The organism is Nocardioides sp. SYSU D00038 (assembly GCF_016924665.1).
Lineage (GTDB): Bacteria > Actinomycetota > Actinomycetes > Propionibacteriales > Nocardioidaceae > Nocardioides.
This window is the reverse complement of sequence record NZ_JAFFJT010000017.1, coordinates 76,685-101,286: the sequence shown is the minus strand read 5'-3', so window position 1 is coordinate 101,286 and position 24,602 is coordinate 76,685. Positions and strand designations below refer to the sequence as shown.

24 protein-coding genes and 1 pseudogene are annotated in these 24,602 nt (G+C 75.9%); 9 read left to right on the top strand and 16 right to left on the bottom strand.

Annotated elements, in window-relative coordinates:
- Positions 1 to 198: 198 nt before the first annotated feature.
- Positions 199 to 537 carry an anti-sigma factor antagonist gene (locus tag JT721_RS11150; RefSeq protein ID WP_205473226.1) on the bottom strand — a complete coding sequence of 113 codons (339 nt, stop codon included), beginning with the start codon at positions 535 to 537 and terminating at the stop codon, positions 199 to 201.
- Between the two features lie 213 nt (positions 538 to 750).
- Between JT721_RS11150 and JT721_RS11145 the strand changes: the two genes are divergently transcribed.
- Entirely contained in the window at positions 751 to 3,075 is a 2,325-nt protein-coding gene (locus JT721_RS11145; RefSeq protein WP_307828002.1) for a DEAD/DEAH box helicase, read from the top strand.
- 58 nt (positions 3,076 to 3,133) lie between these two features.
- Complete coding sequence (locus tag JT721_RS11140) at positions 3,134 to 3,442, top strand: hypothetical protein (RefSeq protein WP_205473206.1); 309 nt, start codon at positions 3,134 to 3,136, stop codon at positions 3,440 to 3,442.
- A 41-nt stretch (positions 3,443 to 3,483) separates the two neighbouring features.
- On the opposite strand, the pseudogene JT721_RS20870 reads toward JT721_RS11140, so the two are convergent.
- The 7 genes and pseudogenes from JT721_RS20870 to ssd form a co-directional block, all read right to left on the bottom strand.
- Positions 3,484 to 3,780 (bottom strand): annotated as a pseudogene (locus JT721_RS20870) (Rv3654c family TadE-like protein); the annotation flags it as partial.
- Positions 3,781 to 3,806: 26 nt separating this feature from the next.
- On the bottom strand, positions 3,807 to 4,190 hold the full coding sequence (locus JT721_RS11130; protein ID WP_307828001.1) for a pilus assembly protein: 384 nt from the start codon (positions 4,188 to 4,190) through the stop codon (positions 3,807 to 3,809).
- Between the two features lie 4 nt (positions 4,191 to 4,194).
- Positions 4,195 to 4,377 carry a DUF4244 domain-containing protein gene (locus JT721_RS11125; RefSeq protein ID WP_205473205.1) on the bottom strand — a complete coding sequence of 61 codons (183 nt, stop codon included), beginning with the start codon at positions 4,375 to 4,377 and terminating at the stop codon, positions 4,195 to 4,197.
- 157 nt (positions 4,378 to 4,534) lie between these two features.
- Entirely contained in the window at positions 4,535 to 5,248 is a 714-nt protein-coding gene (locus JT721_RS11120) for a type II secretion system F family protein (protein ID WP_205473204.1), read from the bottom strand.
- Entirely contained in the window at positions 5,245 to 6,012 is a 768-nt protein-coding gene (locus tag JT721_RS20865; protein ID WP_205473203.1) for a type II secretion system F family protein, read from the bottom strand. Before JT721_RS20865 ends, JT721_RS11120 begins: the two co-directional genes overlap by 4 nt.
- The gene (locus JT721_RS11110) at positions 6,009 to 7,166 is read right to left on the bottom strand and encodes a TadA family conjugal transfer-associated ATPase (protein ID WP_205473223.1); all 1,158 of its coding nucleotides are present in this window, start codon (positions 7,164 to 7,166) and stop codon (positions 6,009 to 6,011) included. The genes JT721_RS20865 and JT721_RS11110 overlap by 4 nt, the downstream gene beginning before the upstream one ends.
- A 5-nt stretch (positions 7,167 to 7,171) precedes the next feature.
- Positions 7,172 to 8,230, bottom strand: coding sequence for a septum site-determining protein Ssd (gene ssd / locus JT721_RS11105; RefSeq protein ID WP_205473202.1), 1,059 nt, complete (start codon positions 8,228 to 8,230; stop codon positions 7,172 to 7,174).
- A 121-nt stretch (positions 8,231 to 8,351) separates the two neighbouring features.
- On the opposite strand from ssd, the gene JT721_RS11100 reads away from it, so the two are divergent.
- Entirely contained in the window at positions 8,352 to 9,185 is an 834-nt protein-coding gene (locus tag JT721_RS11100; protein WP_205473201.1) for an HAD family phosphatase, read from the top strand.
- 341 nt (positions 9,186 to 9,526) lie between these two features.
- On the opposite strand, the gene JT721_RS11095 is transcribed toward JT721_RS11100, so the two are convergent.
- Positions 9,527 to 10,258: an oxidoreductase gene (locus JT721_RS11095; RefSeq protein ID WP_205473200.1), complete on the bottom strand. Its 732-nt coding sequence runs from the start codon at positions 10,256 to 10,258 to the stop codon at positions 9,527 to 9,529.
- 35 nt (positions 10,259 to 10,293) lie between these two features.
- On the opposite strand from JT721_RS11095, the gene JT721_RS11090 reads away from it, so the two are divergent.
- From JT721_RS11090 to JT721_RS11070, 5 genes are all read left to right on the top strand, one after another.
- Complete coding sequence (locus tag JT721_RS11090; RefSeq protein WP_205473199.1) at positions 10,294 to 11,142, top strand: class I SAM-dependent methyltransferase; 849 nt, start codon at positions 10,294 to 10,296, stop codon at positions 11,140 to 11,142.
- A 451-nt stretch (positions 11,143 to 11,593) separates the two neighbouring features.
- A complete protein-coding gene (locus tag JT721_RS11085) occupies positions 11,594 to 12,709 on the top strand; it encodes a histidine kinase (RefSeq protein WP_205473198.1) in 1,116 nt (371 codons plus the stop codon).
- Positions 12,706 to 13,446, top strand: a complete 741-nt coding sequence (locus JT721_RS11080; RefSeq protein ID WP_205473197.1) for a LytTR family DNA-binding domain-containing protein — start codon at positions 12,706 to 12,708, stop codon at positions 13,444 to 13,446. The genes JT721_RS11085 and JT721_RS11080 overlap by 4 nt, the downstream gene beginning before the upstream one ends.
- A complete protein-coding gene (locus JT721_RS11075; protein ID WP_205473196.1) occupies positions 13,443 to 13,814 on the top strand; it encodes a hypothetical protein in 372 nt (123 codons plus the stop codon). The genes JT721_RS11080 and JT721_RS11075 overlap by 4 nt, the downstream gene beginning before the upstream one ends.
- Positions 13,811 to 15,307: a cation acetate symporter gene (locus tag JT721_RS11070; protein WP_205473195.1), complete on the top strand. Its 1,497-nt coding sequence runs from the start codon at positions 13,811 to 13,813 to the stop codon at positions 15,305 to 15,307. The genes JT721_RS11075 and JT721_RS11070 overlap by 4 nt, the downstream gene beginning before the upstream one ends.
- Before the next feature lie 3 nt (positions 15,308 to 15,310).
- Here JT721_RS11070 and JT721_RS11065 read toward each other — a convergent pair whose 3' ends face one another.
- Positions 15,311 to 15,766 (bottom strand): hypothetical protein, encoded by a 456-nt coding sequence (locus JT721_RS11065; RefSeq protein WP_205473194.1) that lies wholly within the window; start codon positions 15,764 to 15,766, stop codon positions 15,311 to 15,313.
- 92 nt (positions 15,767 to 15,858) lie between these two features.
- Here JT721_RS11065 and JT721_RS11060 point away from each other — a divergent pair, with 92 nt between their 5' ends.
- Entirely contained in the window at positions 15,859 to 16,458 is a 600-nt protein-coding gene (locus JT721_RS11060; RefSeq protein ID WP_205473193.1) for an RDD family protein, read from the top strand.
- Here JT721_RS11060 and JT721_RS11055 read toward each other — a convergent pair.
- The 6 genes from JT721_RS11055 to JT721_RS11030 are packed head-to-tail and all read right to left on the bottom strand — an operon-like array spanning position 16,373 to position 24,569.
- Complete coding sequence (locus tag JT721_RS11055; protein WP_205473192.1) at positions 16,373 to 17,134, bottom strand: sirohydrochlorin chelatase; 762 nt, start codon at positions 17,132 to 17,134, stop codon at positions 16,373 to 16,375. The two genes, JT721_RS11060 and JT721_RS11055, sit on opposite strands and share 86 nt — an antisense overlap.
- Positions 17,135 to 17,139: 5 nt before the next feature.
- Positions 17,140 to 18,258 (bottom strand): uroporphyrinogen-III synthase, encoded by a 1,119-nt coding sequence (locus tag JT721_RS11050; protein WP_205473191.1) that lies wholly within the window; start codon positions 18,256 to 18,258, stop codon positions 17,140 to 17,142.
- The gene (gene nirD / locus JT721_RS11045; protein WP_205473190.1) at positions 18,255 to 18,620 is read right to left on the bottom strand and encodes a nitrite reductase small subunit NirD; all 366 of its coding nucleotides are present in this window, start codon (positions 18,618 to 18,620) and stop codon (positions 18,255 to 18,257) included. The genes JT721_RS11050 and nirD overlap by 4 nt, the downstream gene beginning before the upstream one ends.
- Complete coding sequence (nirB, locus tag JT721_RS11040) at positions 18,617 to 21,166, bottom strand: nitrite reductase large subunit NirB (protein WP_205473189.1); 2,550 nt, start codon at positions 21,164 to 21,166, stop codon at positions 18,617 to 18,619. Before nirB ends, nirD begins: the two co-directional genes overlap by 4 nt.
- Complete coding sequence (locus JT721_RS11035; RefSeq protein ID WP_205473188.1) at positions 21,163 to 22,569, bottom strand: FAD-dependent oxidoreductase; 1,407 nt, start codon at positions 22,567 to 22,569, stop codon at positions 21,163 to 21,165. Before JT721_RS11035 ends, nirB begins: the two co-directional genes overlap by 4 nt.
- Positions 22,566 to 24,569, bottom strand: coding sequence for a molybdopterin oxidoreductase family protein (locus tag JT721_RS11030; protein ID WP_240340551.1), 2,004 nt, complete (start codon positions 24,567 to 24,569; stop codon positions 22,566 to 22,568). Before JT721_RS11030 ends, JT721_RS11035 begins: the two co-directional genes overlap by 4 nt.
- Positions 24,570 to 24,602: the final 33 nt, after the last annotated feature.

Sequence of the window (24,602 nt, the reverse complement as noted above, 5' to 3'; positions counted from 1 at the left end):
GGCGTCACCCGCGAGTGTCGGGTGACGTAGGTCTCAAACGAGCGGGAGTCTACGCATGGGTAGCCGCCACGTCGCAGGGAGGTGACCCGCGACACAGGCGGGTGCGCGCAGGCGGGGTCGAACCCTCACCCGCGGGGGTGGAGCGCCGGGGGTTGCGGCCGGTTGAGCTGCGGTCCTGCTGCCGGTCCAGCTGCCGGTCTAGCTGCCGGCGAGCGCGGCCTCGGCGGAGTCGTGGATCACGAACACCTTCGCCAGGCCGGTGATGCGGAAGATCTTCAGCAGCCGGTCCTGGGTGCAGACGAGCTGGAGCGAGCCGTCGTGGGCGCGCACCTTCTTCAGCCCGCCGACCAGGACGCCGAGACCGGTGGAGTCGAGGAACTCGACCTGCTCGAGGTCGACCACGATGTCGTAGGTGCCGCCGGCCACCAGCTCGGTGATCATGTCGCGGAGCTTGGGCGCGGTGTAGACGTCGATCTCGCCGCCGACCGCGACGACAGTCGTCCCGTCGACCTCACGAGTCGCCAGTGAAAGATCCACGAACTCTCCCTGCAGCCTGTGCTGCGCTCCCCATACAGACGCCCGGCGGGCGCCATCGCTTCTGAGACCAGCAATATCAAACCACGCCCCGCCAGCAACCGCCCAACGAAGGGACAGACTGGGACGTGTCGGTCCGGCACTGTCGGAGCCGGTTGCGACAATCGGACGCGTGACCTCGCGCGCGGCTCCCTCGCACACCGGGAGGGGTGTCGGGTGACCACGGCCACCACGGGCTCGCGTCCCGACCTCGCTTCGATCGCCGCGCGGCTGGCCACCGTGCCCGGCCGCGAGGACCGGCTCACCCACGTCGAGGTGCTGCCGCCGCGCGCGGGCGAGCAGGCCCCCTGGCCCGGCTGGGCCGCACCCGAGGTGGTGGCCGCGTTCGGGGCCCGCGGCGTCGACCGCCCGTGGACCCACCAGGCCGTCGCCGCCGAGGCCGCGTGGTCGGGCCAGCACGTCGTGCTCGCCACCGGCACCGCGTCGGGCAAGTCGCTCGCCTACCAGCTCCCCGGCCTGAGCCGGATCCTGGCCGGCCGCGGGCCGCGGGGCCGGCGCGGCGCCACCGTGCTCTACGTCGCCCCCACCAAGGCGCTCGCCCAGGACCAGCTCGCCTCGGTGGTCGGGCTCGGCCTCGACGTCCGCGCCACCACCCACGACGGCGACTCCACCCGCGATCAGCGCGACTGGGCCCGCGACCACGCCGAGTGGGTGCTGACCAACCCCGACATGCTGCACCGCTCGCTGCTGCCGGGCCACCAGCGGTGGTCGTCGTTCTGGCGCTCGCTCGAGGTGGTCGTGGTCGACGAGTGCCACCACTACCGCGGCGTGTTCGGCGCCCACGTCGCCCACGTGCTGCGCCGGCTGCGCCGCGTCTGCGCCGCCTACGGCGCCTCCCCCACGTTCGTCCTCGCCTCGGCCACCGTGGCCGACCCGGCCGAGGCCGGGCAGCGGCTCACCGGGCACGACGTGCTGCCCGTGACCGCCGACGCCTCGCCGCGCGGACGGGTGACGGTCGGGCTGTGGGAGCCGCCGCTCACCTCCTTCACCGGCGAGAACGGCGCCCCGGTGCGGCGGGCTGCGTCGTCGGAGTCGGCCGACCTGCTGGCCGACCTGGTCGCCTCGGGCGTGCGCACCTTGGCCTTCGTGCGCTCGCGGCGCGGCGCCGAGCAGGTCGCGATGACCGCCGCCGAGCTGCTGGCCGACGTCGACGCGTCGCTGCCGGCGCAGGTGGCGTCGTACCGCGGCGGCTACCTGCCCGAGGAGCGGCGGGCGATCGAGGCGGCGCTGCGCGACGGCCGGCTGATCGGTCTGGCCGCCACCAACGCGCTCGAGCTCGGCATCGACGTCGCGGGCCTCGACGCGGTGCTGCTGGCCGGGTTCCCGGGCACCCGTGCGGCGATGTGGCAGCAGCTGGGCCGGGCGGGGCGCGGTGCCGGTGACGCGCTCGGCGTCCTGGTGGCTCGCGACGACCCGCTCGACACCTACCTGGTCCACCACCCCGAGGCCCTCTTCGGTCGACCGGTCGAGGCCAGCGTCTTCGACCCCGCGAACCCCTACGTGCTCGGCCCCCAGCTCTGCGCTGCCGCCCAGGAGCTGCCGCTCACCGAGGCGGACGCGCCCCTGTTCGGGCCGACCACCATGGAGGTGCTCGACGCGCTGACCGCGGGCGGGCTGCTGCGGAAGCGGCCGCGCGGCTGGTTCTGGACCGACGCCCGCCGGGCCAGCGACCTGGCCGACATCCGCTCCACGGGCGGCGGCCCGGTGCAGCTGGTCGAGGCCGTCACCGGCCGGATGGTCGGCACCGTCGACGTCGGCGGCGCCCACACCACCGCCCACCCCGGCGCGGTCTATGTGCACCGCGGTGAGACGTGGCTGGTCGACTCGCTCGACCTCGAGCAGCACGTCGCCGTGATGGAGCGCGCCGACCCGCCCTGGACCACCACCGCTCGCGAGGTGACCGACATCCGGGTCGTCGCCGAGCGCGACCACCGCACCTGGGGGGACTGCCGGCTCTCGCTCGGTGACGTCGACGTCTCGCACCAGGTGGTCGGCTACCTGCGCAAGCGGGTGCCGGGCGGCGAGGTGCTCGGCGAGGAGCCGCTCGACCTGCCGGACCGCTCGCTGCGCACCACCGCGGTGTGGTGGACGGTGCCCGGCCACGCGCTCGAGGAGGCCGGGCTCGCCGCCGTGGACCTGCCGGGGGCCGCGCACGCCGCCGAGCACTGCTCGATCGGGCTGCTGCCGCTCTTCGCGACCTGCGACCGCTGGGACATCGGTGGGGTCTCGACAGCGCTGCACGCCGACACCGGCATGCTCACGGTCTTCGTCTACGACGGCCACCCCGGCGGTGCGGGCTTCGCCGAGCGCGGCTTCCACACCGCGCGCGAGTGGCTGGGGGCGACCCGCGAGACGATCTCGTCGTGCGAGTGCGACCACGGCTGCCCGTCGTGCATCCAGTCCCCCAAGTGCGGCAACCAGAACAACCCCCTCGACAAGCACGGCGCCGTGCGCCTGCTCGACCTGCTCCTCGGGCCCTGACCCGCCCGGCGCGCGTCGTCGCTGCCGGTCGAGGCCGGCCGTGAGTACGCTGCGGCCCATGGTCGTCCTGGGTCTGGTCCTCATCGCCCTCGGGGCGCTCGCCATCGTGGCCGCGGTGTTCACCGCGGAGGGCATCGGTGTCGAGCTGCTGGGCATCGACATGAGCGCCACCGCCGTGTTCCTCCTCGGTCTCGCCGCCGGGGTCGCGATCCAGTGGGGCTTCTCGATCTCCAAGTTCGGCACCAAGCGCTCGTTCGCGCAGCGCCGCGAGCAGAAGCGGCTCGAGGAGCTCTCGGCCAAGCTCAACGACGTCGAGTCCGACCGGCGCCGCGACGGCGACCACCTCGGGGACGACCCGCGCCACTGACCCCGCGGGTCGGCTCCGGCGCCGCTGACGGGGCCGGCGCGCGCCCGCGCCACCGGGTCGACGCCGAGGCCCTGCCAGCGCGGGCCGGGCACCTCGACCTCGACCTCGACGTCCCAGCCGTCGACGGTGCACGTCACCAGCCGGCCGCCGTTGCGCTCGGCGATGCCGGCCCCGGCCGCGCACGGGTCACCGCCGGGGACCGCGTCGGCGGCCGCGAGCGCCGCGAGGTCGGCCGCGGCTTGGGCCGAACGGTGCGCCCGGACCACCCCGGCCACCAGCACCAGCGCGGTGGCGACGACGACGAGCAGGCCGAGCAGCGCGACCGCGAACGGCGTCACCGATCCCCGCTCGTCATGACCGCGGGTCACGGCTCCTCCTCCGCGGTCGCGACGGCGCGGGCACTGATCCGGGCGCCGGGGAGGTGAGCGAAGAGGCCGCCGGGGCCGACCACCCGGCCGGTGACGGTGACGACGACCTCGTCGCCGCTGCGGCTCACGGCCACCCGGCTGCCGTCCGGCGCGACCCTGGACCCGAGGGCCACGGCGGCGCCGGTGTCGTCGCCCCGGGCGACGGCCCGCGCGGTCTCGCGGGCGGCGTCGACCGCCCGGACCTGGGCCGCGCCCACCGCGAGGAACCAGACCAGCCCGATGGTCAGCCCCAGCAGCAGGGGCAGCACCATCGCCAGCTCGGCGGTGGCAGCGCCGCGCTCGGCTCGCGCGGTCCCTCGACGACGGGCGCGGCCGGTCACCGGGTCACCCGATCCCGAGCAGGCCGAGCACGTGGTCGAACAGGGTCTTGAGCAGCCGGTCGCCGAAACCGCCGGTCAGCAGCTTGTAGAGCAGACCGGCGAGCCCGGCGCCGGCAGCCGTGCCGACGGCGTACTCGGCCGTGGTGATGCCGCGCTCGTCGCGGCGCCGGAGGGGCAGGTGGTGCATGGGTCCTCCTCGGGACTCGTGGTGGGTGCGACCGGGTGGCCGCCTCCGACCCTGCGGGAGACCGGGGGCGCTCCGCCGGGCTGGCGGACCAGGCTGTGGAGAAGGCGGTCCGGGGGCGCGGTGTGGGTGCCAGGTGGCCTCGGGCGAGGCGTGCGGGTCACCACGTCAGCGACTCCAGGAGGCCGGCAGCGACCGGCACGATGCCGACCAGCACGAAGGCCGGCAGCAGGCACAGCCCGAGCGGCACGGCGGCCTGCACCCCGACCCGGCGGGCGCGGTCCTCGGTGTCGGCGCGGGCCGACGCCGCCAGCTCGACGGCGAGGCGCTCGATGGTGGCGACCACGGAGCCACCCGTGGTGTGTGCCCGCGCCAGCGCCCGCCCGAGCGGGGCCAGCTCGGCGTGGTCGGCCAGTCCGCCCCACACCTGCGCCGGGTCGGCGCCCAGTGCGAGCCGGGCGCCCAGCGGCGCGAGCCGGTCGGCGGCGGCCCCCGGGAACGCCTCGACGACCAGCTCGAGCGCCTCGCCGGGCGGTCGTCCGGCACGCACCGCGTCGGCGAGCAGGCCGACCACGTGGGGCAGGTCGACCCGTACCTGCTCGCGGCGCCGGCGGACGTCGGGCGGCTCGACCCGGCCGATGAGGTGCCAGGCCAGCGGGACGACAGCGGCGCCACCCACCCAACCGGCGGTGCCGCCGAGGAAGGTCGCCACGGCCAGGCCCGCGGACGCGGACCACACCCAGCGCCAGCGCAGCATCCAACCCGGTGCGGCCGCGACCGAGGTCGCGACCGGTGGCGACGGCGTCGACGGACCCGGCGGCAGCGCCAGCGCCACCGCGCCGGCCACGGCCAGCGCGGTGAGCCACGGCGTCACGGCGACCGGTCCACGGCCCGTGCGATCGACTCGATCCACCACAGGCCGAGCAGCCCGAACGCCAGCCCGGTGACCAGGCACGCCTGCCCCACCGGACGCTGGAGCAGGAACGCCCCCGGGTCGCCGCCGGCGCCCGAGCCCATCGCCAGCGCCACCACGGGCAGCACGGCGACGAGTCGGGCGGTGGCGCGGGCCGAGGCCAGCTCGCCGCGCACCAGGCGTCGGCTGGACTGGGCGGCCCGCAGCCCGCCGGCGACCCGGTCGACCGCCTCAGCGAGCCCCTGGCCGGTGCGGTGGGACACCTGCCAGGCCGCGGCCAGCAGCCGGAGGTCGTGCCCGCCCGGCACCCGGGCCACGTCGCGCAGCGCTTCGGGCACGTCGGCACCCACGCGGAACGCCTCCGCGACCGGCGACAACGGCGGCCACGAGGCCGCCGACCGGCCGAGGGCGGCCCCCGGCGGTTGGCCCGACGCCAGCTCCGAGGCGAGCTGCTCGCAGACCTCGAGCACCCGGTCGCCCGCGGCGACCGCCACGGCGTGGTCGCGTCGGCGTCGCAGCAGCGCCGCCCCGGCGGCCGCCGCGCCGGTGCCGGTCAGCGCCGGCACCCACCAGCCGGCCGGCACCAGCACCACGACGAGGCCGACCGCCGCGCCTGCGAGCACCGGGAGCGGGACGGCCGGCCGGGACCGCCGTTCGACGCTGCCCCGACCGGGCAGGGCCAGCCAGGTCGCCAGCGCCAGCAGCACCGCCGCGAGCCCGGTCACGACGCCCCCTCCAGCAGCCGCTCGAGCCGGTCGGCTGACGGACCGGCGCGCACCGCTCCGCTCGACGCGACCTCGACCGCGGGGACCATCGAGACCACGCCGTCGGCGCCACGCTCCGGGAGGGCGACCTGGGCGAGCCGGCGCCGACCGTCCCGGTCGCGCACCAGGTGGAGCGCCGCACCTACGCCGGCCGCCAGCTGGCTGTGGGCCGCGGACCGGTCGAGGCCGGCCGCGAGCGCGAGCGCCTCCACCCGAGCCGGCACGTCGACCGCGGAGTTGGCGTGGAGGGTGCCGCAGCCGCCCTCGTGCCCGGTGTTGAGCGCCGCGAGCAGGTCGACCACCTCGGCGCCGCGGACCTCGCCGACGACCAGCCGGTCGGGGCGCATCCGTAGCGCCTGCCGCACCAGCGTGCGGGTCTCGATCGCGCCGGCGCCCTCGATGTTGGGCGGCCGCCCCTCCAGGCCCACCACGTGGGGGTGGTCGGGGCGCAGCTCGGAGGAGTCCTCGACCAGCACGATGCGCTCCGCCGGGTCGACGAGCCCGAGGAGCGCGGCCAGCAGCGTGGTCTTGCCCGAGCCGGTGCCGCCGCTGACCAGGAAGCTGGTCCGGCTGGCGACCAGGGCCCGGAGCAGGTCGGCCGTCCGGTCCGACAGCGAGCCGGCCGCGACCAGGCCGGCCAGCGTGAACGCACGCCGGCTCGGCACCCGCAGCGAGATCACCGTGCCGGGTCGGGCCACCGGCGCGAGCACGGCGTGGAAGCGGGTGCCGTCGGGCAGCCGCAGGTCGGCGTGGGGCGAGGCGTCGTCGAGACGGCGCCCCCCGGCCGCGGCCAGCCGCTGGGCGAGCCGGCGCACCGCCGCGTCGTCGGGGAACCGGACGTCGGTGGGCTCGAGGCCGTCGCCGCGGTCGAGGAAGACCTGGTCGGCACCGTTGACGAGCACGTCGGTCACGCCGGGGGTGCGCAGCAGCGGCTCGAGCGGGCCGGCGCCCACGACGTCGCGGCGCAGCGCCTCGTGGACGGCCAGCACGGTGGCGTCGCCGACGGGTCGGCCGGCAGCACGCAGCGCCCCTGCGACCCGGTGGGGGGTCAGCTCGCCCGGCTCGCGGGCGAGTCGCTCGCGGACCTCGGCGACCAGCTCCGGCGCGATCTCCAGCGTCGTCACGCGACCGCTCCCACCGGCCGCCGCAGGCCCAGCACCTCGCGGGCGGCCCGGCCCAGCGGCCCGCGCGTCGAGCGGACCGGTCCGAGGCCGAGGTCGATCGACTCGGCCAGGCCGCGCTGGTCGCGCATCGTGGCCAGCACCGGTACGCCGAGCACCCGACCGACCCGGTCGGGGTCGACCGCGCCGCCGCGCACGACCGCGGCCAGCCGGGACCGGTCGGGGAACCGGGCGACGGTGCGCACCGCGGCCGCCGTGCCGGACACCGACGGCGACACCACGAGCAGCACCCGGTCGCAGCGGCTGACCACCTCGTCGACCACCCCGTCGACGTGGCGGGGCAGGTCGACGACCACGACGTCGTGACCGCGCGCCCCGGCCGACAGCGCCTCGCGCACCGCGAACGCCTGCAGCGTCGGCGGGGTGGCGCCCCGGCGGTGCGCCTGCCAGGTCAGCACGCCCACGCCCGACCGGCGCGGCACGGCGTCGCGCAGCGACCGGGCCGAGAGTCGGCCGGTGGTCTGGCACAGGGCCTCCCACCGCACGCCGTCGACGTGCTCCAGGCCGAGCACCCGGTCGAGACCGGGGCCGAGCGGGTCGGCGTCGACGGCCAGCACCCGGTCGCCACCAGCGGCGGCGACCTGGGCGAGCGCGCCGGCGAAGGTCGTCGCGCCGGCCCCGCCCGAGCCGCCCAGCACGCCCAGCGTGGTGGCCGGAGGGCCGGCGTCGCCGAGGTCGGTGAGCGTCTCGGTGAGCCAGGCGGCGGATGCGGGCAGGCCGACCACGCTCTCGGCGCCCACCGCCAGCGCCGCGCGGAACAGGTCGTCGGGCACCACGCCCCACGCGACGACGTGGACGCCGGGGCGGCGCGGGGGCATCAGCCTGGCCACCTCGGCGGCCAGGTCGGCACCGACCAGCACCAGCCCGGCCCCCGCCCAGCCGCGCAGTGCCGCGGCCGCGTCGGCGGCGACGTCGGGGCGGACGCCGGCAGCGGCGGCGAGCCGCAGCAGCTCGTCGAGGAGGGTCTGGTCACGGGTGGCGAACAGCGGAGTGGTCATGCGGACGACGCTGCCCCCGACCCCGGACGGTCCACGCCGGCCGGAGCGCGGCCGGTGGAAAACCCGGACCGGAGGCCGCATGTGGACACCTGGTGGCCCGGTGCACACCTACGATGGGGGCATGGAGACCGGCGACCGGGCCGTCCGCCCGCACCCGGGACGGGGCCGGACCGCGGCGTTCTTCGACCTCGACAAGACGATCATCGCCAAGTCGAGCACGATGGCGTTCACCAAGCCGTTCCAAGCGGGTGGGCTGATCTCGCGGCGCCACGTGCTGCGCTCGGCGTACGCCCAGTTCGTCTACGTCACCGGCGGCGCCGACCACGACCAGATGGAGAAGATGCGGGCGTTCATGTCCGCGCTGTGCGCCGGCTGGGACGTCGCGACGGTCAAGGAGATCGTCGCCGAGACCCTGCACACGATCGTCGACCCGCTCGTCTACGACGAGGCGGTCTCGCTCATCGAGGGCCACCACGCGCAGGGCCACGACGTGGTGATCGTGTCGACCTCCGGCGTCGAGCTGGTCGAGCCGATCGGGGAGATGCTCGGCGCCGACGACGTGATCGCCACCCGGCTCGAGGTGGTCGACGGACGGTTCACCGGCGAGATCGACTACTACGCCTACGCCGAGGAGAAGGCCGAGGCCATCCGCCGGCTCGCCGAGGAGCGGGGCTACGACCTCGCCGGGTGCTTCGCCTACAGCGACTCGATCACCGACGAGCCGATGCTCGCGGCGGTGGGCCACCCGCACGCGGTGAACCCCGACCGCGAGCTGCGCCGGGTCGCGGTCTCGCGCGACTGGCCGGTGCTGGTGTTCACCAAGCCGGTCGCGCTGCGCTCCCGGGTGCCGCTGCCGCCGGCGAAGCCGACCCTGGCCGCGCTCGCGGTGGGCGGCGTCGTGGCGGTCGGCGGCGTGCTGTGGGCGAGTGCCCGCAAGCGCCGGATCGGCGCCTGAGCGGACCCACCCGGGACGGCGCGGAGGACAGGGCCCAACCACCGACTGTCCTCCCTCCCGACGGCCAAATCAAGACCTTGATGTGCCCGCGGAAGGGGCGTAGAAACAGGGGCAACAACTCCAGAGACGCACACGAGGATCGGGTACCCACGCGGCGATCTCCCTTCGTTGAGGGCGCCTGTCGACCGGAATCCGTCCGGGGCAGCAAGAAGATCAGTGCACGCCTGGTAGCCCACGATCCACGTGTCAGCGGTGGCACTCGAGTCCTCAAGACTCGGGTGCCACCTGCATGTCCGGAGCAGGTTCGCCGGCGCGGCCCGGCCGCGTCGGTCCTCGGCGGGTCAGTCCTCGGCGGCCCGCCGCAGCGGCGAGGCCTCCGCGCCCGCGGCGTACGCCTCGGCGGCGTAGAGCAGCCAGGCGTGGATGCCGGCGTCGCCGCCGTCTCGGTAGCCGCGCAGGTTCGACTCGTACGCCGCGCGCAACGCCAGGTGCCCGGCCTCCGGCACCACCAACGACTTCTCGTCGACGCCGCGCACCGAGAGCAGCAGCCGCTCGGCGGCGCGGGCGACGATCCCGTTGTGCGACGGGAACGGCGCCACCGTGGCGAGGTCGGCGTGCACCAGCGCGGCCACCACGAGCGCCGGCGCCGAGGTGTCGGAGGTCAGCACGGTCGCGAGCGAGCGCAGCCGTGCGGCCGAGGCGGCGTCGCGGGGCCGGCCGAGCTCGTCGTCGGCGAGCACGCCGCGGGCGGCGAGGGCGTGCAGCCGGGCCAGCGCCTGCAGCGGTTGCGTGCGCAGCGCGGGGGCGAGCCCGAGCAGCTCAGTCGAGACCCGGAGCGCGGCCTGGGCGACCGCGTCGCCCGCGCCGGAGCGCACCTCGGCCAGCGTCGAGCGCGACCCCTCCAGCACCGCGCTGGCCCGGGCCCCGCGCAGCAGCGACTCGGCCGTGGTCTCCGGGGAGGTGCGGCGCAGGCCCCGGTCGCGCAGCACGACGTCGATACCGTCGCGGGCGGCGGCGTGGGCCGAGCCCACCCCCTCGAGGGACACCAGCCACGACAAGGGGTCCGAGGTCACGGGCGGAAGGCTATCCGGCCGGTAGCCTCGCGGTGATGAGTGACGACCAGCAGCCAGCCACGGACCGCCCCGGGCGGTCGTTCGGTGGCGTCGCCGTCGCCTACGACCGGGGGCGGCCGTCGTACCCCCGCGAGCTGGTTGCCCGGCTCACCGGCCCCCGGCCGCTCTCGGTGCTCGAGCTCGGCGCCGGCACCGGCAAGCTCACCGAGCAGCTCGTGGCGCTCGGCCACGACGTGCACGCCACCGACCCCGACCGGCGAATGCTCGACGTGCTGGCCCGCCGGCTCCCCGACGTCCGCACCTCGCAGGCCCCGGCCGAGGAGATCCCGGCCGGCGACCGCGAGCACGACCTGGTCGTGGCGGGGCAGGCGTTCCACTGGTTCGACCACGCCCGCGCCCTGCCCGAGATCGCCCGGGTCACCCGCCCCGGGGGCCGCCTGGCGCTGCTCTGGAACAGCCGCGACGAGCGGATCCCGTGGGTCAAGCGGCTGGGCCGGGTGATGGGTGAGGTCGGCGACCACGACGACTGGGCCGAGGTGCTGGCCGCGAGCGGGCTGTTCGGCGAGCCCGAGCTCGACACCGAGCGGTTCTGGCAGGTCATCGACCGCGACTCGGTGCGCGACCTCGCGCTGTCGCGCTCCGCGATCGCGGCGCTGCCCGAGGCCGAGCGCGAGGCCCGCCTCACCGAGGTCGTGGCCTTCTACGACGACTACGGTCGAGGCATGGACGGCATGCAGCTGCCCTGGACGTCGCACGCGCTCACCGCGGAGGTCGTGGCGCCGCAGGCCGAGCCGGAGCCGCTGCGCGAGCAGGAGATCGACCTCAGCGAGCCCGTCGCCTCCGACGGCACCGATACCGAGCTGCTGCTCATCGACTTCCGCTGACGGGTCGCTGGGGGCGTGCCGCGCCCCGGGCCGCGGTGCGCAGGCCTCCGTCTCCGAGCGCACAACCGCGGCTGACTCACCGCCACCCCGCCCCACCCCCCGGCAGCGGTGAGCAGGCCTCCGATTCCACACGCACAACGGCGGCTCACTCACCGCCACCCCGCCTGACCCCCCGGCAGCGGTGACCAGACCTCCGTCTCCGAGCGCACAACGACGGCTCACTCACCGCTACCCCGTCTCACCCCACGGCAGCGGTGAGCAGGCCTCCGATTCCATGCGCACAACGGCGGCTCACTCACCGCCACCCCGCCCCTACCCCCCGGGCAGCGGTGAGCAGGCCTCCGTTCGCACACGCACAACCGCGGCCCACCCACCGCCACCCCGCCCCCACCCCGGGGTGCTGGCGCCCGCCCCACCGGCCCGGTGAGGATGGGCAGGTGAGGACAGGCGCGTGAGTCGCCCGTGGCGGCGTCCCCGGCTCGGCACCGATGCCGACCGGGCGACGTTCCGCACCCTCCACACCGCGTCGCTGGCGAGCCCGGCGCTGCGGGAGGGGCTCACCGAGGACAGCGCCGAGCGCTCGATCCGCCACCTGCGCGCGCTGCTCGGCGCACCGGCCCTGGCGATCACCGACACCGCCGGGCTGTTGTCGTGGGACGGCACCGGCGACCACCACGCCGACCGGGTCACGGCGCTGGCTGCCGAGGCGGTCGAGCGCGGCGACACCCGGGTCTTCGACCGCAGCGACCTGCCGTGCGAGGAGACCGGCTGCCCGATCCGCACCGCCGTGGTCAGTCCGCTGGTCGTGGAGGAGCGGGTGGTCGGCACGCTGCAGGCGTTCGCGCCGTACCACACCGCGGGGCTGGCCCGGGCCGCCGACGAGGTCGCGCGCTGGGTGAGCGGCCAGCTCGAGCTGGCCGAGCTCGACGCCAGCCGCACCCGGCTGATGGAGGCCGAGGTGCGGGCGCTGCGGGCCCAGATCAGCCCCCACTTCATCTACAACAGCCTCGGCGCGATCGCGAGCTTCGTGCGCACCGACCCCGACCGGGCCCGCGACCTGCTGCTGGAGTTCGCCGACTTCACCCGCTACTCCTTCCGACGGCACGGCGAGTACACGACGCTCGCCGAGGAGCTGCGCAGCGTCGAGCGCTACCTGCTGCTCGAGCAGGCCCGGTTCGGCGACCGGCTCCGGGTGACGCTGGCGATCGCCCCGGAGGTGCTGCCCGTCGCCGTACCCTTCCTGTGCATCCAGCCCCTGGTCGAGAACGCCGTACGCCACGGCCTCGAGGGCGGCACCGGCCAGGGCCACATCCGGATCGGCGCGAGCGACCGCGGGCAGGAGTGCGTGATCGAGGTGGAGGACGACGGCATCGGCGAGGACCCCGACAAGGTGCGGCGCGCGCTGGCCGGCGACGCGGCGCTCGACTCGGTGGGCCTCGGCAACGTCGACGCCCGGCTGCGCAACGCCTACGGCGACGAGCACGGCCTGGTGGTCGAGACCGCGCCGGGCGCGGGCACCAAGGTGACCGTGCGGGTGCCGAAGTTCGCGCCGGGGGTGCACGTGTGAGCCCGCTGACCGTGCTGGTGGTCGACGACGAGCGGCCGGCCCTCGACGAGCTCGCCTACCTGCTGCGCCAGGACCCGCGGGTCGCCGCGGTGCAGACCTGCGACACCGCCACCGAGGCGCTGCGGGTGCTGCAGGAGAGCGGGATCGACGCGGTCTTCCTCGACATCCAGATGCCGGGGCTGAGCGGTCTGGAGCTGGCGCAGGTGCTGTCGCGGTTCCGCACCCCGCCGCCGATCGTCTTCGTCACCGCCCACGACGAGCACGCCGTCGACGCCTTCGAGCTGCAGGCGGTCGACTACGTGCTCAAGCCCGTGCGCGCCGACCGGCTCGCCGAGGCGGTGCGCCGCGTGGTGGGGTCGGTGGAGGGTGGCGCCGACCGCACCGGCCCCGGCGGCGACCTCCAGGTGCCGGTCGAGCGGGGTGGCGTGACCCGCTTCGTGCAGCGGTCCGACATCACCCACGTCGAGGCGCAGGGCGACTACGCCCGCCTGCACACCCGGGACGACAGCCACCTGGTGCGGATCCCGCTCAGCCAGCTGGAGGAGGAGTGGGGGCCCGCGGGATTCCTGCGGATCCACCGCTCGCTGCTGGTCTCGCTGGCCCACGTCAGCGAGGTGCGGATGGACGCCGGCCGCTGCTCGGTCGTGGTCGGCGGCGCCGGCGGGCCCGAGCTGGGCGTCAGCCGCCGCCACACCCGCGAGCTGCGCGACCTGCTGGTCAAGCGGGCCGGCTCGTGAGCGACCCGGTCCCGCCCCGGGTGCGGGTCACCGGCCCCGAGCGGCGCCGCGCCCCCGTGCGTCGTACGGCGGCGATCGACTCCGAGTCGCGCCTCGGCACCGTCTACGTCGGCAGCCTGCTCCAGGAGCAGGGCTGGCTCGCGGTGCGGGTGCTGGTGCTGCTCGCGGTGGGGGTGGGCGCCTGGCCGCTGCTGTTCCACCTGGTGCCGTCGCTGGCCGACGTCGACCTGCTCGGGCTGCCGCTGGCCTGGCTGGTGGTGGGCGTGCTGGTCTACCCCTACCTGCTGCTGCTCGGCTGGATCTACGTGCGCCGGGCCGAGCGCAACGAGCGCGCCTTCACCGACCTGGTCGAGGACCGGGAGCGGTGACCCTCGACGCCGCCCCGGGCATCGTCGCGGTCGCCCTGGTCACCGTCGCCACCCTGGCCATCGGCACCTGGGGGCTGCGGTTCTCGCGCACCACCAGCGACTTCTTCGTCGCCTCCAGGTCGGTCAACCCGCGGCTCAACGCCACCGCGATCGGCGGCGAGTACCTCTCCGCGGCGTCGTTCCTCGGCGTCGCCGGGCTGCTGCTGACCTTCGGCGCCGACATGCTCTGGTACCCCGTCGGCTGGACGGCCGGCTACCTCGTGCTGCTGGTGCTGGTGGCCGCCCCGCTGCGCCGCTCGGGCGCCTACACGCTGCCCGACTTCGCCGAGGCCCGGCTGGGGTCGCAGGGGGTGCGCCGGCTCTGCTCGCTGCTGGTGGTGGCGATCGGGTGGCTCTACCTCTTCCCCCAGTTCCAGGGCGCGGGGCTGACCCTGCGCGCGACCGTCGGTGCTCCGGCGTGGCTCGGTCCGCTCATCGTCGGGGCGATCGTGCTGGCCGGCGTGACCTCCGGCGGCATGCGGTCGATCACCTTCGTGCAGGCCTTCCAGTACTGGCTGAAGCTCACGGCCCTGCTGTTGCCGGCCGCGGTGCTGCTGGCCGTCTGGGCCGGCGACGGGCGACCGCGGGCCGCCGTCCACGACGCCGCGTGGTCGCTGCCGCTGGCCGACGGCGGGGGTCAGGGGCTCTACCTCACCTACTCGCTGATCGCCGCGACCTTCCTCGGCACCATGGGCCTGCCCCACGTGGTGGTGCGCTTCTACACCAACCCCGACGGCGGCGCCGCCCGCCGCACCACGCTGGTCGTGCTGGCGCTGCTGGGGCTCTTCTACCTGGTGCCGCCGGTCTACGGCGCGCTCGGCCGGGTCTACGCCGACGACCTCGAGGGGCGCTCCGACGTGCTGGTGCTCGAGCTGCCCCGGCTGATGGTCGACGGCGGGCCGGGGCACGTGCTCACCGGACTCGTGGTCGCCGGCGCGTTCGCGGCGTTCCTCTCGACCTCGTCGGGCTTGGCGATCGCGGTCGCCGGCGTGCTGAGCCAGGACGTCGTGGGCCGGCGCGGGCGCCTCGACGGGGTCGCGGCGTTCCGGCTGGCGGCCGTGGTGGCGGTGGCGGTGCCGTGCGTGGTGGCGGTGGGCCTGCCGGACGTGTCTGTGGCGCGCGCGGTCGGGCTGGCGTTCGCGGTGGCGGCGTCGACGTTCTGCCCGCTGCTGCTGCTCGGGATCTGGTGGCGCCGGCTCACCGATGTCGGCGCGGTGCTGGGCCTGGTGGTGGGGTTCGTCGGGTCGGGCACCGCGGTGGTGTGGACGCTGGCCGACGGCGGCGGCTCGGGCTGGGGCGCGGCGCTGCTCACCCAGCCGGCGGCGTGGAGCGTGCCGCTGGCCTTCGCCGCGATGGTGCTTGGCTCGCTGGCGACGCCGCAGCGGGTGCCCGCGCACACCGGACGCTTCCTCGTCCGACTGCACGCCCCCGAGGCGCTGCCGCTGCAGCGGTGAGCGTCAGCAGTCGGCGATCTTGGCGAACGAGCTGCGGCGCTCGGGCAGCGGCCAGGCGATGGTGTAGCTGGTGGCGATCTCGGTGGTCGACCAGCCGGTGCGCCAGGTCGGCGCCGGGTCGCGCTTGACCAGCACGTTGCGGATCCGCTTCTGGCCGTCGCGTGCGGAGAACCGGATCCGCTTGAGCGGCTTGCCCGCGACCTCGATGTGGAAGGTGGCGGTCGCGGTGTAGCCCTTGCGCGCGATCAGCCGCAGCTTGAGCTTGAGTCCCTTGCGGCCCTGGAGCTCCTTGCACGCGGCGTACTGCACGTTGCGGCCGTCGCGGCCGATCAACGTCATCTCGGCGGACGCCGGCGCCGCGGCACCGACCAGCACCAGGAGCGAGGCGACCAGGGTCAGCAGCAGCGCGCCGACGACGGTGCGGGCGGAGCGGACGGGACGGGCGGCTGCTGGTGACATGGGTGCTCTCCGGTGGGGGACGGCGGCCACCCCATCCTCACCCGAGGGCTCGTCCGCTGCCAACCCGGCGCGCTCGGCGCTACGGTGCGCGGGTGTCCGGTCCCGCCGCTCCGCCCCCGCCGCCGTACGCCGGCGGGCCGCCCGCGCCGCCGAACGCCGCCGGGCCGCCACCGGTGCCGGGGCCCTGGACGCGGTGGGGCGAGGCCGCGACCTTCGGGCAGCGCGCGGAGGCGACGCTCTGGGACTGGCTGCTCACCCTGCCCGGCCTCGTGCTGATGCTGGTCTCGGCCGGGCTGTTCGGCGTCTCGGTGGTGCAGCTGGCCGAGGGCGACGGCGGCGGCGCCTGGCTGGCCGCGACGGGCGTGGTGTTCGTGCTCGGACTGGCGCTGATGATCGGCGTGCAGGTGTGGAACTACGCCCTCGTGCAGGGCCGCACCGGGCAGACGTGGGGCAAGCGGAGGGTCGGCATCCGACTGGTCTCGCTCGAGACCGGCCGTCCGCCGGGCACCGCGGCGTGCGTCGGCCGCTGGCTCCTGCACGCGCTGATCAACCAGGCCCTCTACATCGACTACCTCTGGTGCGCCCTCCAGCCCGACCGGGCCACGATCACCGACAAGGTGCTGTCGACCGCCGTCCTGGCCCCGACCTCTCGGCCAGAACCTCGACCTGTCGGCCAGAACTCCGGCCGATAAGTGCAGGTTTCCCCGGTTCACCGGGGAAACCCTCCCCCGCCCGCGCCGCCACCAGCCGCACCACGGCCGGGTGCACCCCGATCACGTCGGCAACCACGGCGGCCCCGGCGGTGAGGGCCGCGTCCCGGGCGCGGCCGGCGAAGAACCCCGGCGCCAGCAGGTACGGCGAGACGGCGTCGCCAGGACGCACCACGTCGGCCGGCCGCGGGCCGAGCCCCGACAGGGTGGCCAGCCGCACCGGGCCGCCCCACCGGTCGGCGAGCAGCGCGGCGGCGTCGTGAAGGTCGTCGAGGGCGGCGGGGTCGCTCGACCCGGCGGCGACCAGCGTGACCGGCGAGCCGGGCCGGGCGCCCGCCTCGACCAGGCGGTCGGCCTGGGCCTCCGCGACCAGCGGGTCGGGTCCGAGCGGGCGCCCGAGGGGCCGGCCACCGGCCATCGCGGGCAGGTCGTGGCGCACGTGGTGGCCGGTCGAGAGCAGCAGCGGCACGACCACGGCGGGCCGCTGGGGGGCGAGCCCGGCCACCACCGAGGCCAGCGAGGGCGCGCACAGCTCGACGTACGACGCCAGCGCCTCGACCCCCAGCAGGGCGCCGGCCCGCGCGGTCAGCTCGGCGGCGACCCGGTTGCCGGTGGGGTGCCGGGTGCCGTGGGCGACGGTCACGAGCAGGGGGGTCACCGGGATCACCGGGCGACCGCCAGCCGGTAGCCGCGCTTGACCACCGTCTGCACCGCCTTGGTGCCCAGCGCGGCGCGCAGCCGGGCGACGGCCATCTCGACGGCGTGCTCCGAGCCCGCCGTGCCGCTGGGCAGCATCGCCAGCAGCGCCCGCCGCGGGACGACGTTGCCCGGGTTGGCGACCAGCGCCTGCAGCACCGCGCTCGGCGCCGGCGACAGCCTCACCTCGACGCCGTCGAGCAGCACGCCGTCGCGGTGGAGCAGCAGCTGGTGACCACCGACCAGCTCGAGTGCGAGTCCCTCGCGGCGCGAAGGCAGCTCGGTCTCGAGCTGCTTGACCATCGCGGTCAGCCGAGACCGGTCGGGGAAGATCGTCGGCACACCCCACAGCTCGAACGCCGCCGCGGTCACCGGCCCCACGCAGGAGGCCACCACGTCTGCCTGGAACGCCGTGACCACCTCGTCGCGGCGCCCGGTCGAGCCCGCGGCCTCCATCAGGGCCGCGACGGCCGGGGCGGAGGTGAACGTGACGGCGTCGAGGCGCCGGTCGGCGACCTGGTCGATCAGCCCGAACATGGGGGTGGGGTCGTCGGCCGACAGCACCCGGTAGACGGTCACGGTGACGACGTCGGCCCCCTGCCGGCGCAGCGCGTGGGCGACCATCGACAGCGACTGGCCGTGCTCCTGCACCACGATCCGGCGCCCGGTGAGCTCTCGGCCGCGCAGGTGCTCCAGGACGTCCTCGAAGCACTCCGACTCCGGCGCCCACAGCTCGCGCAGCCCGCGCCGCCGCAGCGCGCCCACGCTCTTCGGACCGCGGGCCAGGATCTCGGCGCCCTCCAGCGCGGCGAGCAGCCGGTCGACGATCCCCCACGACTCGCAGGCGTCGAACCAGGCCCGCATCCCGATCCCGGTGGTGGCCAGGAACATGTCCACCGGCCCGGCCAGCACCTCCTCGGTGGCGGCGCGCAGGTCGGCGTCGTCGACCTGGTTGGGGTCGAGGGAGAGCGCGGGTGCCCACACCACCTCGGCGCCCCGGCGCTCCAGCAGCGAGGTCTGCTCCTCCACCTTGCGGGCGGCGGTGACCCCCACGCGGTAGCCCGCGAGGGGCAGGCTCTCGGTCACGTACCCTCCACCGGCTCCCGGGGCCGGCCGACCTGGACCTGCTGGTCGACGACCCGCACGTCGTACGTCGTCACCCGGACCGCCGCGTCGTCGAGGCACTGCCCGGTGCGCAGGTCGAACGCCTGCTTGTGCATCGGCGACGCCACGACGGGGATCTCCCCGCGGGTGCCCACGATGCCGCGGGCCAGCACCGAGGCCCGGCAGCAAGGGTCGTAGTTGGAGATCGCGTAGACGTTTCCGTCGTGTGTCCGGAAGATTGCGACCGCGGCTCCCTCGACCAGCGCGGCGACCCCGCCCTCGACGTCGACGGCGTCGAGGGGGCACACCGTGGTCCAGACGCCCGAGCCGGTGGTGGTGCTCATCGCGGTGCCCCCACCGGGATCGTGGTGCCGAGCACGACCGGTCCGGCCACCTCGGCCGGCACCTGCTGGTCGCGCTCCTCGCGGAAGCTGATGTGGGGGTCGGGCACGTCGGGGGCGTTGACGAACGAGACGAACCGCCGCAGCTTGTCGGGGTCGTCGAGGGTGGCCCGCCACTCGTCGGCGTAGCCCTCGACGTGACGGGCCATCGCCGCCTCGAGCTCGCCGCCCAGGCCGAGCACGTCGTCGACCACGACGGCGCGCACCCGGTCGAGGCCGCCGTCGAGGGAGTCGACCCAGGGGGCGGTGCGCTGGAGGCGGTCGGCCGTGCGCACGTAGTACATGAGGAACCGGTCGAGGTAGCGCACCAGCGTCGGGGTGTCGAGGTCGCCGGCGAGCAGCCGGGCGTGCACCGGGGTAGCGCCGCCGTTGCCGCCGACGTAGAGGTTCCAGCCGCGCTCGGTGGCGATCACGCCGAAGTCCTTGCCCCGCGCCTCCGCGCACTCGCGGGCGCAGCCGCTGACCCCGCCCTTGAGCTTGTGGGGCGAGCGCAGCCCGCGGTAGCGCAGCTCGAGGTCGATCGCGAGCTGCACCGAGTCCTGCACGCCGTAGCGGCACCAGGTCGAGCCCACGCACGACTTCACCGTGCGCAGCGACTTGCCGTAGGCGTGGCCCGACTCGAAGCCGGCGTCGACCAGCCGCCGCCAGATCGCCGGCAGCTCCTCCATCCGGGCGCCGAACAGGTCGATCCGCTGGCCGCCGGTGATCTTGGTGTAGAGCCCGAAGTCGCGGGCCACCTCGCCGATCACGATCAGCCCCTCGGGCGTGACCTCACCGCCGGGGATGCGGGGGACGACGGAGTAGGTGCCGTTGCGCTGGATGTTGGCGAGGTAGGCGTCGTTGGTGTCCTGGAGGGTGCGGGTGGCCGGCTCGAGCACGTGGCGGTCGAGCTGGCTGGCCAGGATCGAGGCGATCGTGGGCTTGCACACGTCGCAGCCGCGGCCGGTGCCGTGGGCGGCGACCACCTGGTCGAACGTCGTGTGTCCGTGCACCGCGACCACGTCGAAGAGCTCCTGGCGGGTCAGCGGGAAGTGCTCGCACAGGCTGCGGTCGACCACCCGGCCCTGGGCCTCGAACCACTCCTCGACGATCCGCTTGACCACCGGCTTGCACGAACCGCAGGTCGAGCCGGCCCGGGTGCACGCCTGCACGCAGGCCGGGCTGTCGCAGCCGCCACCCGCCACCGCGTCAGTGACCTGCTGCTTCGTCACGTCGTTGCACGAGCAGACCTGGGCGTCATCGGGCAGGGCCAGGTCGGCGCCGCCGCCGCGCCCGACGGGCAGGATCAGCTCCTCGGGGTTGTCGGGGAGCGCGATCCCGCTCGCGACCATCGGCCGCAGCACGCCGTACGCCGAGGCGTCGCCCACCAGCACGCCGCCGAGCAGTCGGGTGCCGTCGGCCGAGACCACGAGCTTCTTGTAGACGCCGGCCACCGCGTCGGCGTAGACGAGCTCGAGGGCGCCCTGGGTGGTGGCGAACGCGTCGCCGAAGCTCGCGACGTCGACGCCCATCAGCTTGAGCTTGGTCGAGAGGTCGGCGCCGGTGAACTCGCCCGGCCCGCCCAGCAGCGCGTCGACCACGACCTCGGCCATGGCGTAGCCCGGGGCGACCAGGCCGTACATCCGCCCGGCCGGCGCGGCGCACTCGCCGACCGCCCACACGTGCGGGTCGCTGGTGCGGCAGCGCTCGTCGACCAGCACGCCGCCGCGCTCTGCGAGGTCGAGCCCGGCGGCCCGGGCGAGCCCGTCGCGCGGCCGGATGCCGGCGGAGAAGACGATCAGGTCGGCGGCGACGTCGTCGCGGCCGTCGAGGGACAGCCCAGCCGCGCGGCCGTCGCGCTCGACCACGGCGGTGGTGCGCGCCTCGGTGTGCACGATCAGGCCGAGCCCCTCGACGTGGCGGCGCAGGGTGGCGCCGCCGGCGTCGTCGACCTGCACCGCCATCAGCCGCGGCGCCATCTCCACGACCGAGGTCTCCAGGCCGAGGTCGGCCAGCGCCTTGGCGGCCTCGAGCCCGAGCAGCCCGCCGCCGACCACCACGCCGGTGCTGGCCCCGGCGGCCGCGGCGCGGATCGCCTCGAGGTCCTCGATGGTGCGGTAGACGAAGCAGCCCGGCAGGTCGTGGCCCGGCACCGGTGGCACGAACGGCGCCGCGCCGGTCGCCAGCACCAGGTCGTCGTAGGTGAGCACCTCCCCGTCGGAGAGCAGCACCGTGCGGGTCTCGGGGTCGAAGCCCTCGACCGCGGTGCCGAGCCGCAGCTCGACGCGCGGGTCGTCGTAGGCCCCCTCGGGCAGCAGCGACAGTGCCTCGGCACCGACCTCGAAGAACGACGTCAGCGCCACCCGGTCGTACGCCGGCCGCGGCTCCTCGCCGACCACCACGACGTCGTGGGTCTCGGTGAGGCCGCGCTCGACCGCGGCCTGGACGAACCGGTGGCCGACCATCCCGTGGCCGACGACGACCAGGCGCTTGCGCAGGTGGGGACTCATGACGGGACTCCTTGGAGGGGGCGGGTGGCGAGCAGGGTGCGGACCGTCTCGGCGCAGCCGCCGCAGCCGGTGGTGGCGCGGGTGGTGTCGCGGACCTCGGCCAACGACGAGCAGCCCCGCACCCGGCCGGCGCTGACGCCCGCGCAGGCGCAGACCTCGGCGTCGTCGGGCAGCCGCGCCGGCCGGGTGGGGCGGTCGACCATCAGCAGGTCGCTGGGCTCGGTGAGGCCGAGCACGGTGCCGCGGTCGAAGTGCTGGGTGATCAGGCCGACCCGGGCCAGGTCGCCGACCAGGGTGGCGGCGACGATCCGGCCGTCGCGCACCACCAGCCGGCGGTGCGAGCCGGTCACCGGGTTGGAGACCTCCACCACCTCGCCCTCGGCGCGCTCGGGCTCGCCGAGCACGGCGACGTCGAGGCCGGTGGCGCGCAACCGGGCGACCACCCGGCTGCCGTCGTACGTCGCGTCCTCGCCGGCGAGCAGGGCGGCGAGCACCCCGGCCTGCTCCCAGGCCGGCGGCACGAAGCCGGTGGTGCGGCGGCGGCCATCGGCGTCCTCGGTCTCGGCGCAGTCGCCGATCGCGTGCACCAGCGGGTCGCTGGTGCGCAGCCGGTGGTCGACGACGACGCCGCGCCGCACCTCCAGGCCGGCGCGCCGGGCCAGGGCCGTCGACGGCCGGCCGCCCGCGGTGAGCACGACCAGGTCGGTCTCGAGGGTGACGCCGTTGTCGAGGCGGAGCCCGTCGTCGGTGAGCCGCACCGCGCGGGCCCCGGTGTAGGAGGTGGTGCCGAGCCGGGCCAGGTCGCGGGCGAGGATCGCGCCGGCCGCCGGCCCGACCTGGCTGCGCAGCAGGTGCTCCCCGCCCTCGACGACCTCGGTGCGCAGCCCGCGGACGGCGAGCGCCCGGGCCACCTGGAGCCCCAGCAGGCCGCCGCCGACCACGACGGCGCTGGCCGGGACGGGTCCGGTGGTGGCGGCCACCGCGGCGGCGAGCCGGCGGCAGTCGTCGAGGCTGCGGAAGGCGTGCACCCGGTCGTCGAGCCGCCCGTCGACCTTCACCAGCCCCCGGATCGGCGGCAGGGTGGGGATGCTGCCGGTGGCCAGCACCAGGCGGTCGTAGCCCAGCCGGCTGCGGTCGGCGAGCTCGACCTCGCGCTGGGCGCGGTGCACCTCGACCACCCGGGCGTCCAGCCGCAGGTCGACGCCGGCCGGCACCGGCATCGCCAGCGCCCCCGGGTCGTGGGTGCCCTCGAGCACGGCCGAGAGCAGGATCCGGTTGTACGGCGCGTGGCGCTCGTCGCCGAGCACCACCACCTCGGGTGCGCCCGGACGGTCGGCGAGCTCCTGGGCGAACCGGACCGCCGCCATCCCGGCGCCCACGACCACCACCCGCTCGCGGCTCATGCCCGCACCTGCGCGGCGCAGACCTTGAACTCCGGCATCCGGCTGCTCGGGTCGAGCGCGTCGTTGGTCAGCCGGTTGGCGCCGACCCAGTGGAACGGCACGAACACCGTGTCGGGGCGGATGGTCCCGACCACCCGCGCCGGCGCCTTGAGCTCGCCGCGGCGGGTGGTGACCACGACCGGCTCGCCGTCGCGCGCACCGACCCGCGCGGCCAGCATCGGGTGCAGCTCGACGAACGGCCCGGTGTCGGGGAGGTCGCGCACCCGGCGGGTCTGCGCGCCCGACTGGTACTGGCCGAGCACCCGGCCGGTGGTCAGGTGGAGCGGGTAGTCGTCGTCGGGCTGCTCGGCCGCGCCGACGTGGTCGACCGCGACGAAGCGGGCCCGGCCGTCGGCGGTCGCGAACGACTCGGCGAACAGCCGCGGCGTGCCCGGGTGGTCCTCGGCCGGGCACGGCCAGAACACGCCGTCCTCGGCCCGGATCCGGTCGTAGGTGATGCCGGCGTAGTCGGCCCGGCCGCCCGCCGAAGCGCGGCGCAGCTCCTCGAACGCCGCCTCCGGGTCGGTGGGGAACGCCGCGGTGCAGCCCAGCCGGGCCGCCAGCCCGGCGTACACCTCCAGGTCGCTGCGCACCCCCTCGGGCGGGGCCACGGCCCGCTCGCGCAGCACCACCCGGCCCTCGAGGTTGGTCATCGTGCCGGTCTCCTCGGCCCACTCGGTGACCGGCAGCACGACGTCGGCCAGCGCGGCGGTCTCGCTGAGCACGATGTCGGCGACGACCAACAGGTCCAGGGCCGCGAGCCGCTGCGTCACGTGGGTCGCGCGCGGCGCCGAGACGGCGGGATTGGAGCCGTGCACCAGCAGCGCCCGCGGCCCGCCGGGGGTGCCGAGGGCGTCGAGGAGCTCGTACGCCGAGCGGCCGGCCCCGGGCAGCGAGTCGGGGTCGACGCCCCAGACGTCGGCAACGTGGGCCCGGGCGGCGGGGTCGTCGATCATCCGGTAGCCGGGCAGCTGGTCGGCCTTCTGGCCGTGCTCGCGCCCGCCCTGGCCGTTGCCCTGGCCGGTGAGGCAGCCGTAGCCCGCGCCGTCCTTGCCGACCATGCCGAGCGCCAGCGCCACGTCGATCCAGGCCAGCACCGTCGCGGTGCCCTGGCTGTGCTGCTCCGCGCCCCGGGCGGTGAGCACCATGACCCGCTCGGCCCTGCCGACCAGCCGGGCCAGCTCGGTGAGCTCGGCGACCGGCACGCCGCTGACCCGCTCGACCCGTTCGGGCCACCAGCCGATCACCGCGCCGCGCACCTCCTCCCAGCCGGTGGTGCGCGCGGCGACGTAGGCGTCGTCGACGGCGCCGGCCGCGACCAGCAGGTGCAGCAGCCCGAGCGCCACCGGCAGGTCGGTGCCCGGCACCGGCTGGAGGTGGAGGTCGGCGCGCTCGGCGGTGGGCGTGCGCCGGGGGTCGACCACGATCACGCGGCCGCCCCGCTCGCGGAGCCGGTCGAGGTGGCGCGCCGCCGGTGGCATCGTCTCGGCCAGGTTGGAGCCGACCAGCACCACCACGTCGGCGCGCTCGACGTCGGCCAGCGGGAACGGCAGCCCGCGGTCGATCCCGAACGCCCGGTTGCCGGCCGTCGCGGCCGAGCTCATGCACCAGCGGCCGTTGTAGTCGACCTGGCTGGTGCCGAGCGCGACCCTCGCCAGCTTGCCGAGCAGGTAGGCCTTCTCGTTGGTGAGGCCGCCGCCGCCGAAGACCGCGACGGCGTCCGCGCCGCTCTCGTCCTGCAGCGCGCGGACCCGCTCGGCCACGAGGTCGAGCGCCTCGTCCCAGCCGGCCGCCCTCAGCTCGCTCGTGGCGGGGTCGCGCACCAGCGGGGTGGTCAGCCGCTCGCGGTGGCCGCGCAGGCCGGCGGCGGTCCAGCCCTTGCGGCACAGCGCGCCCTCGTTGACCGGGAACGCCGGCCGGGCCTGCACCTCGAGCACCGGCCCGCGCCGCTGCAGCGTCATGCCGCACTGGAGGCTGCAGTAGGGGCAGTGGGT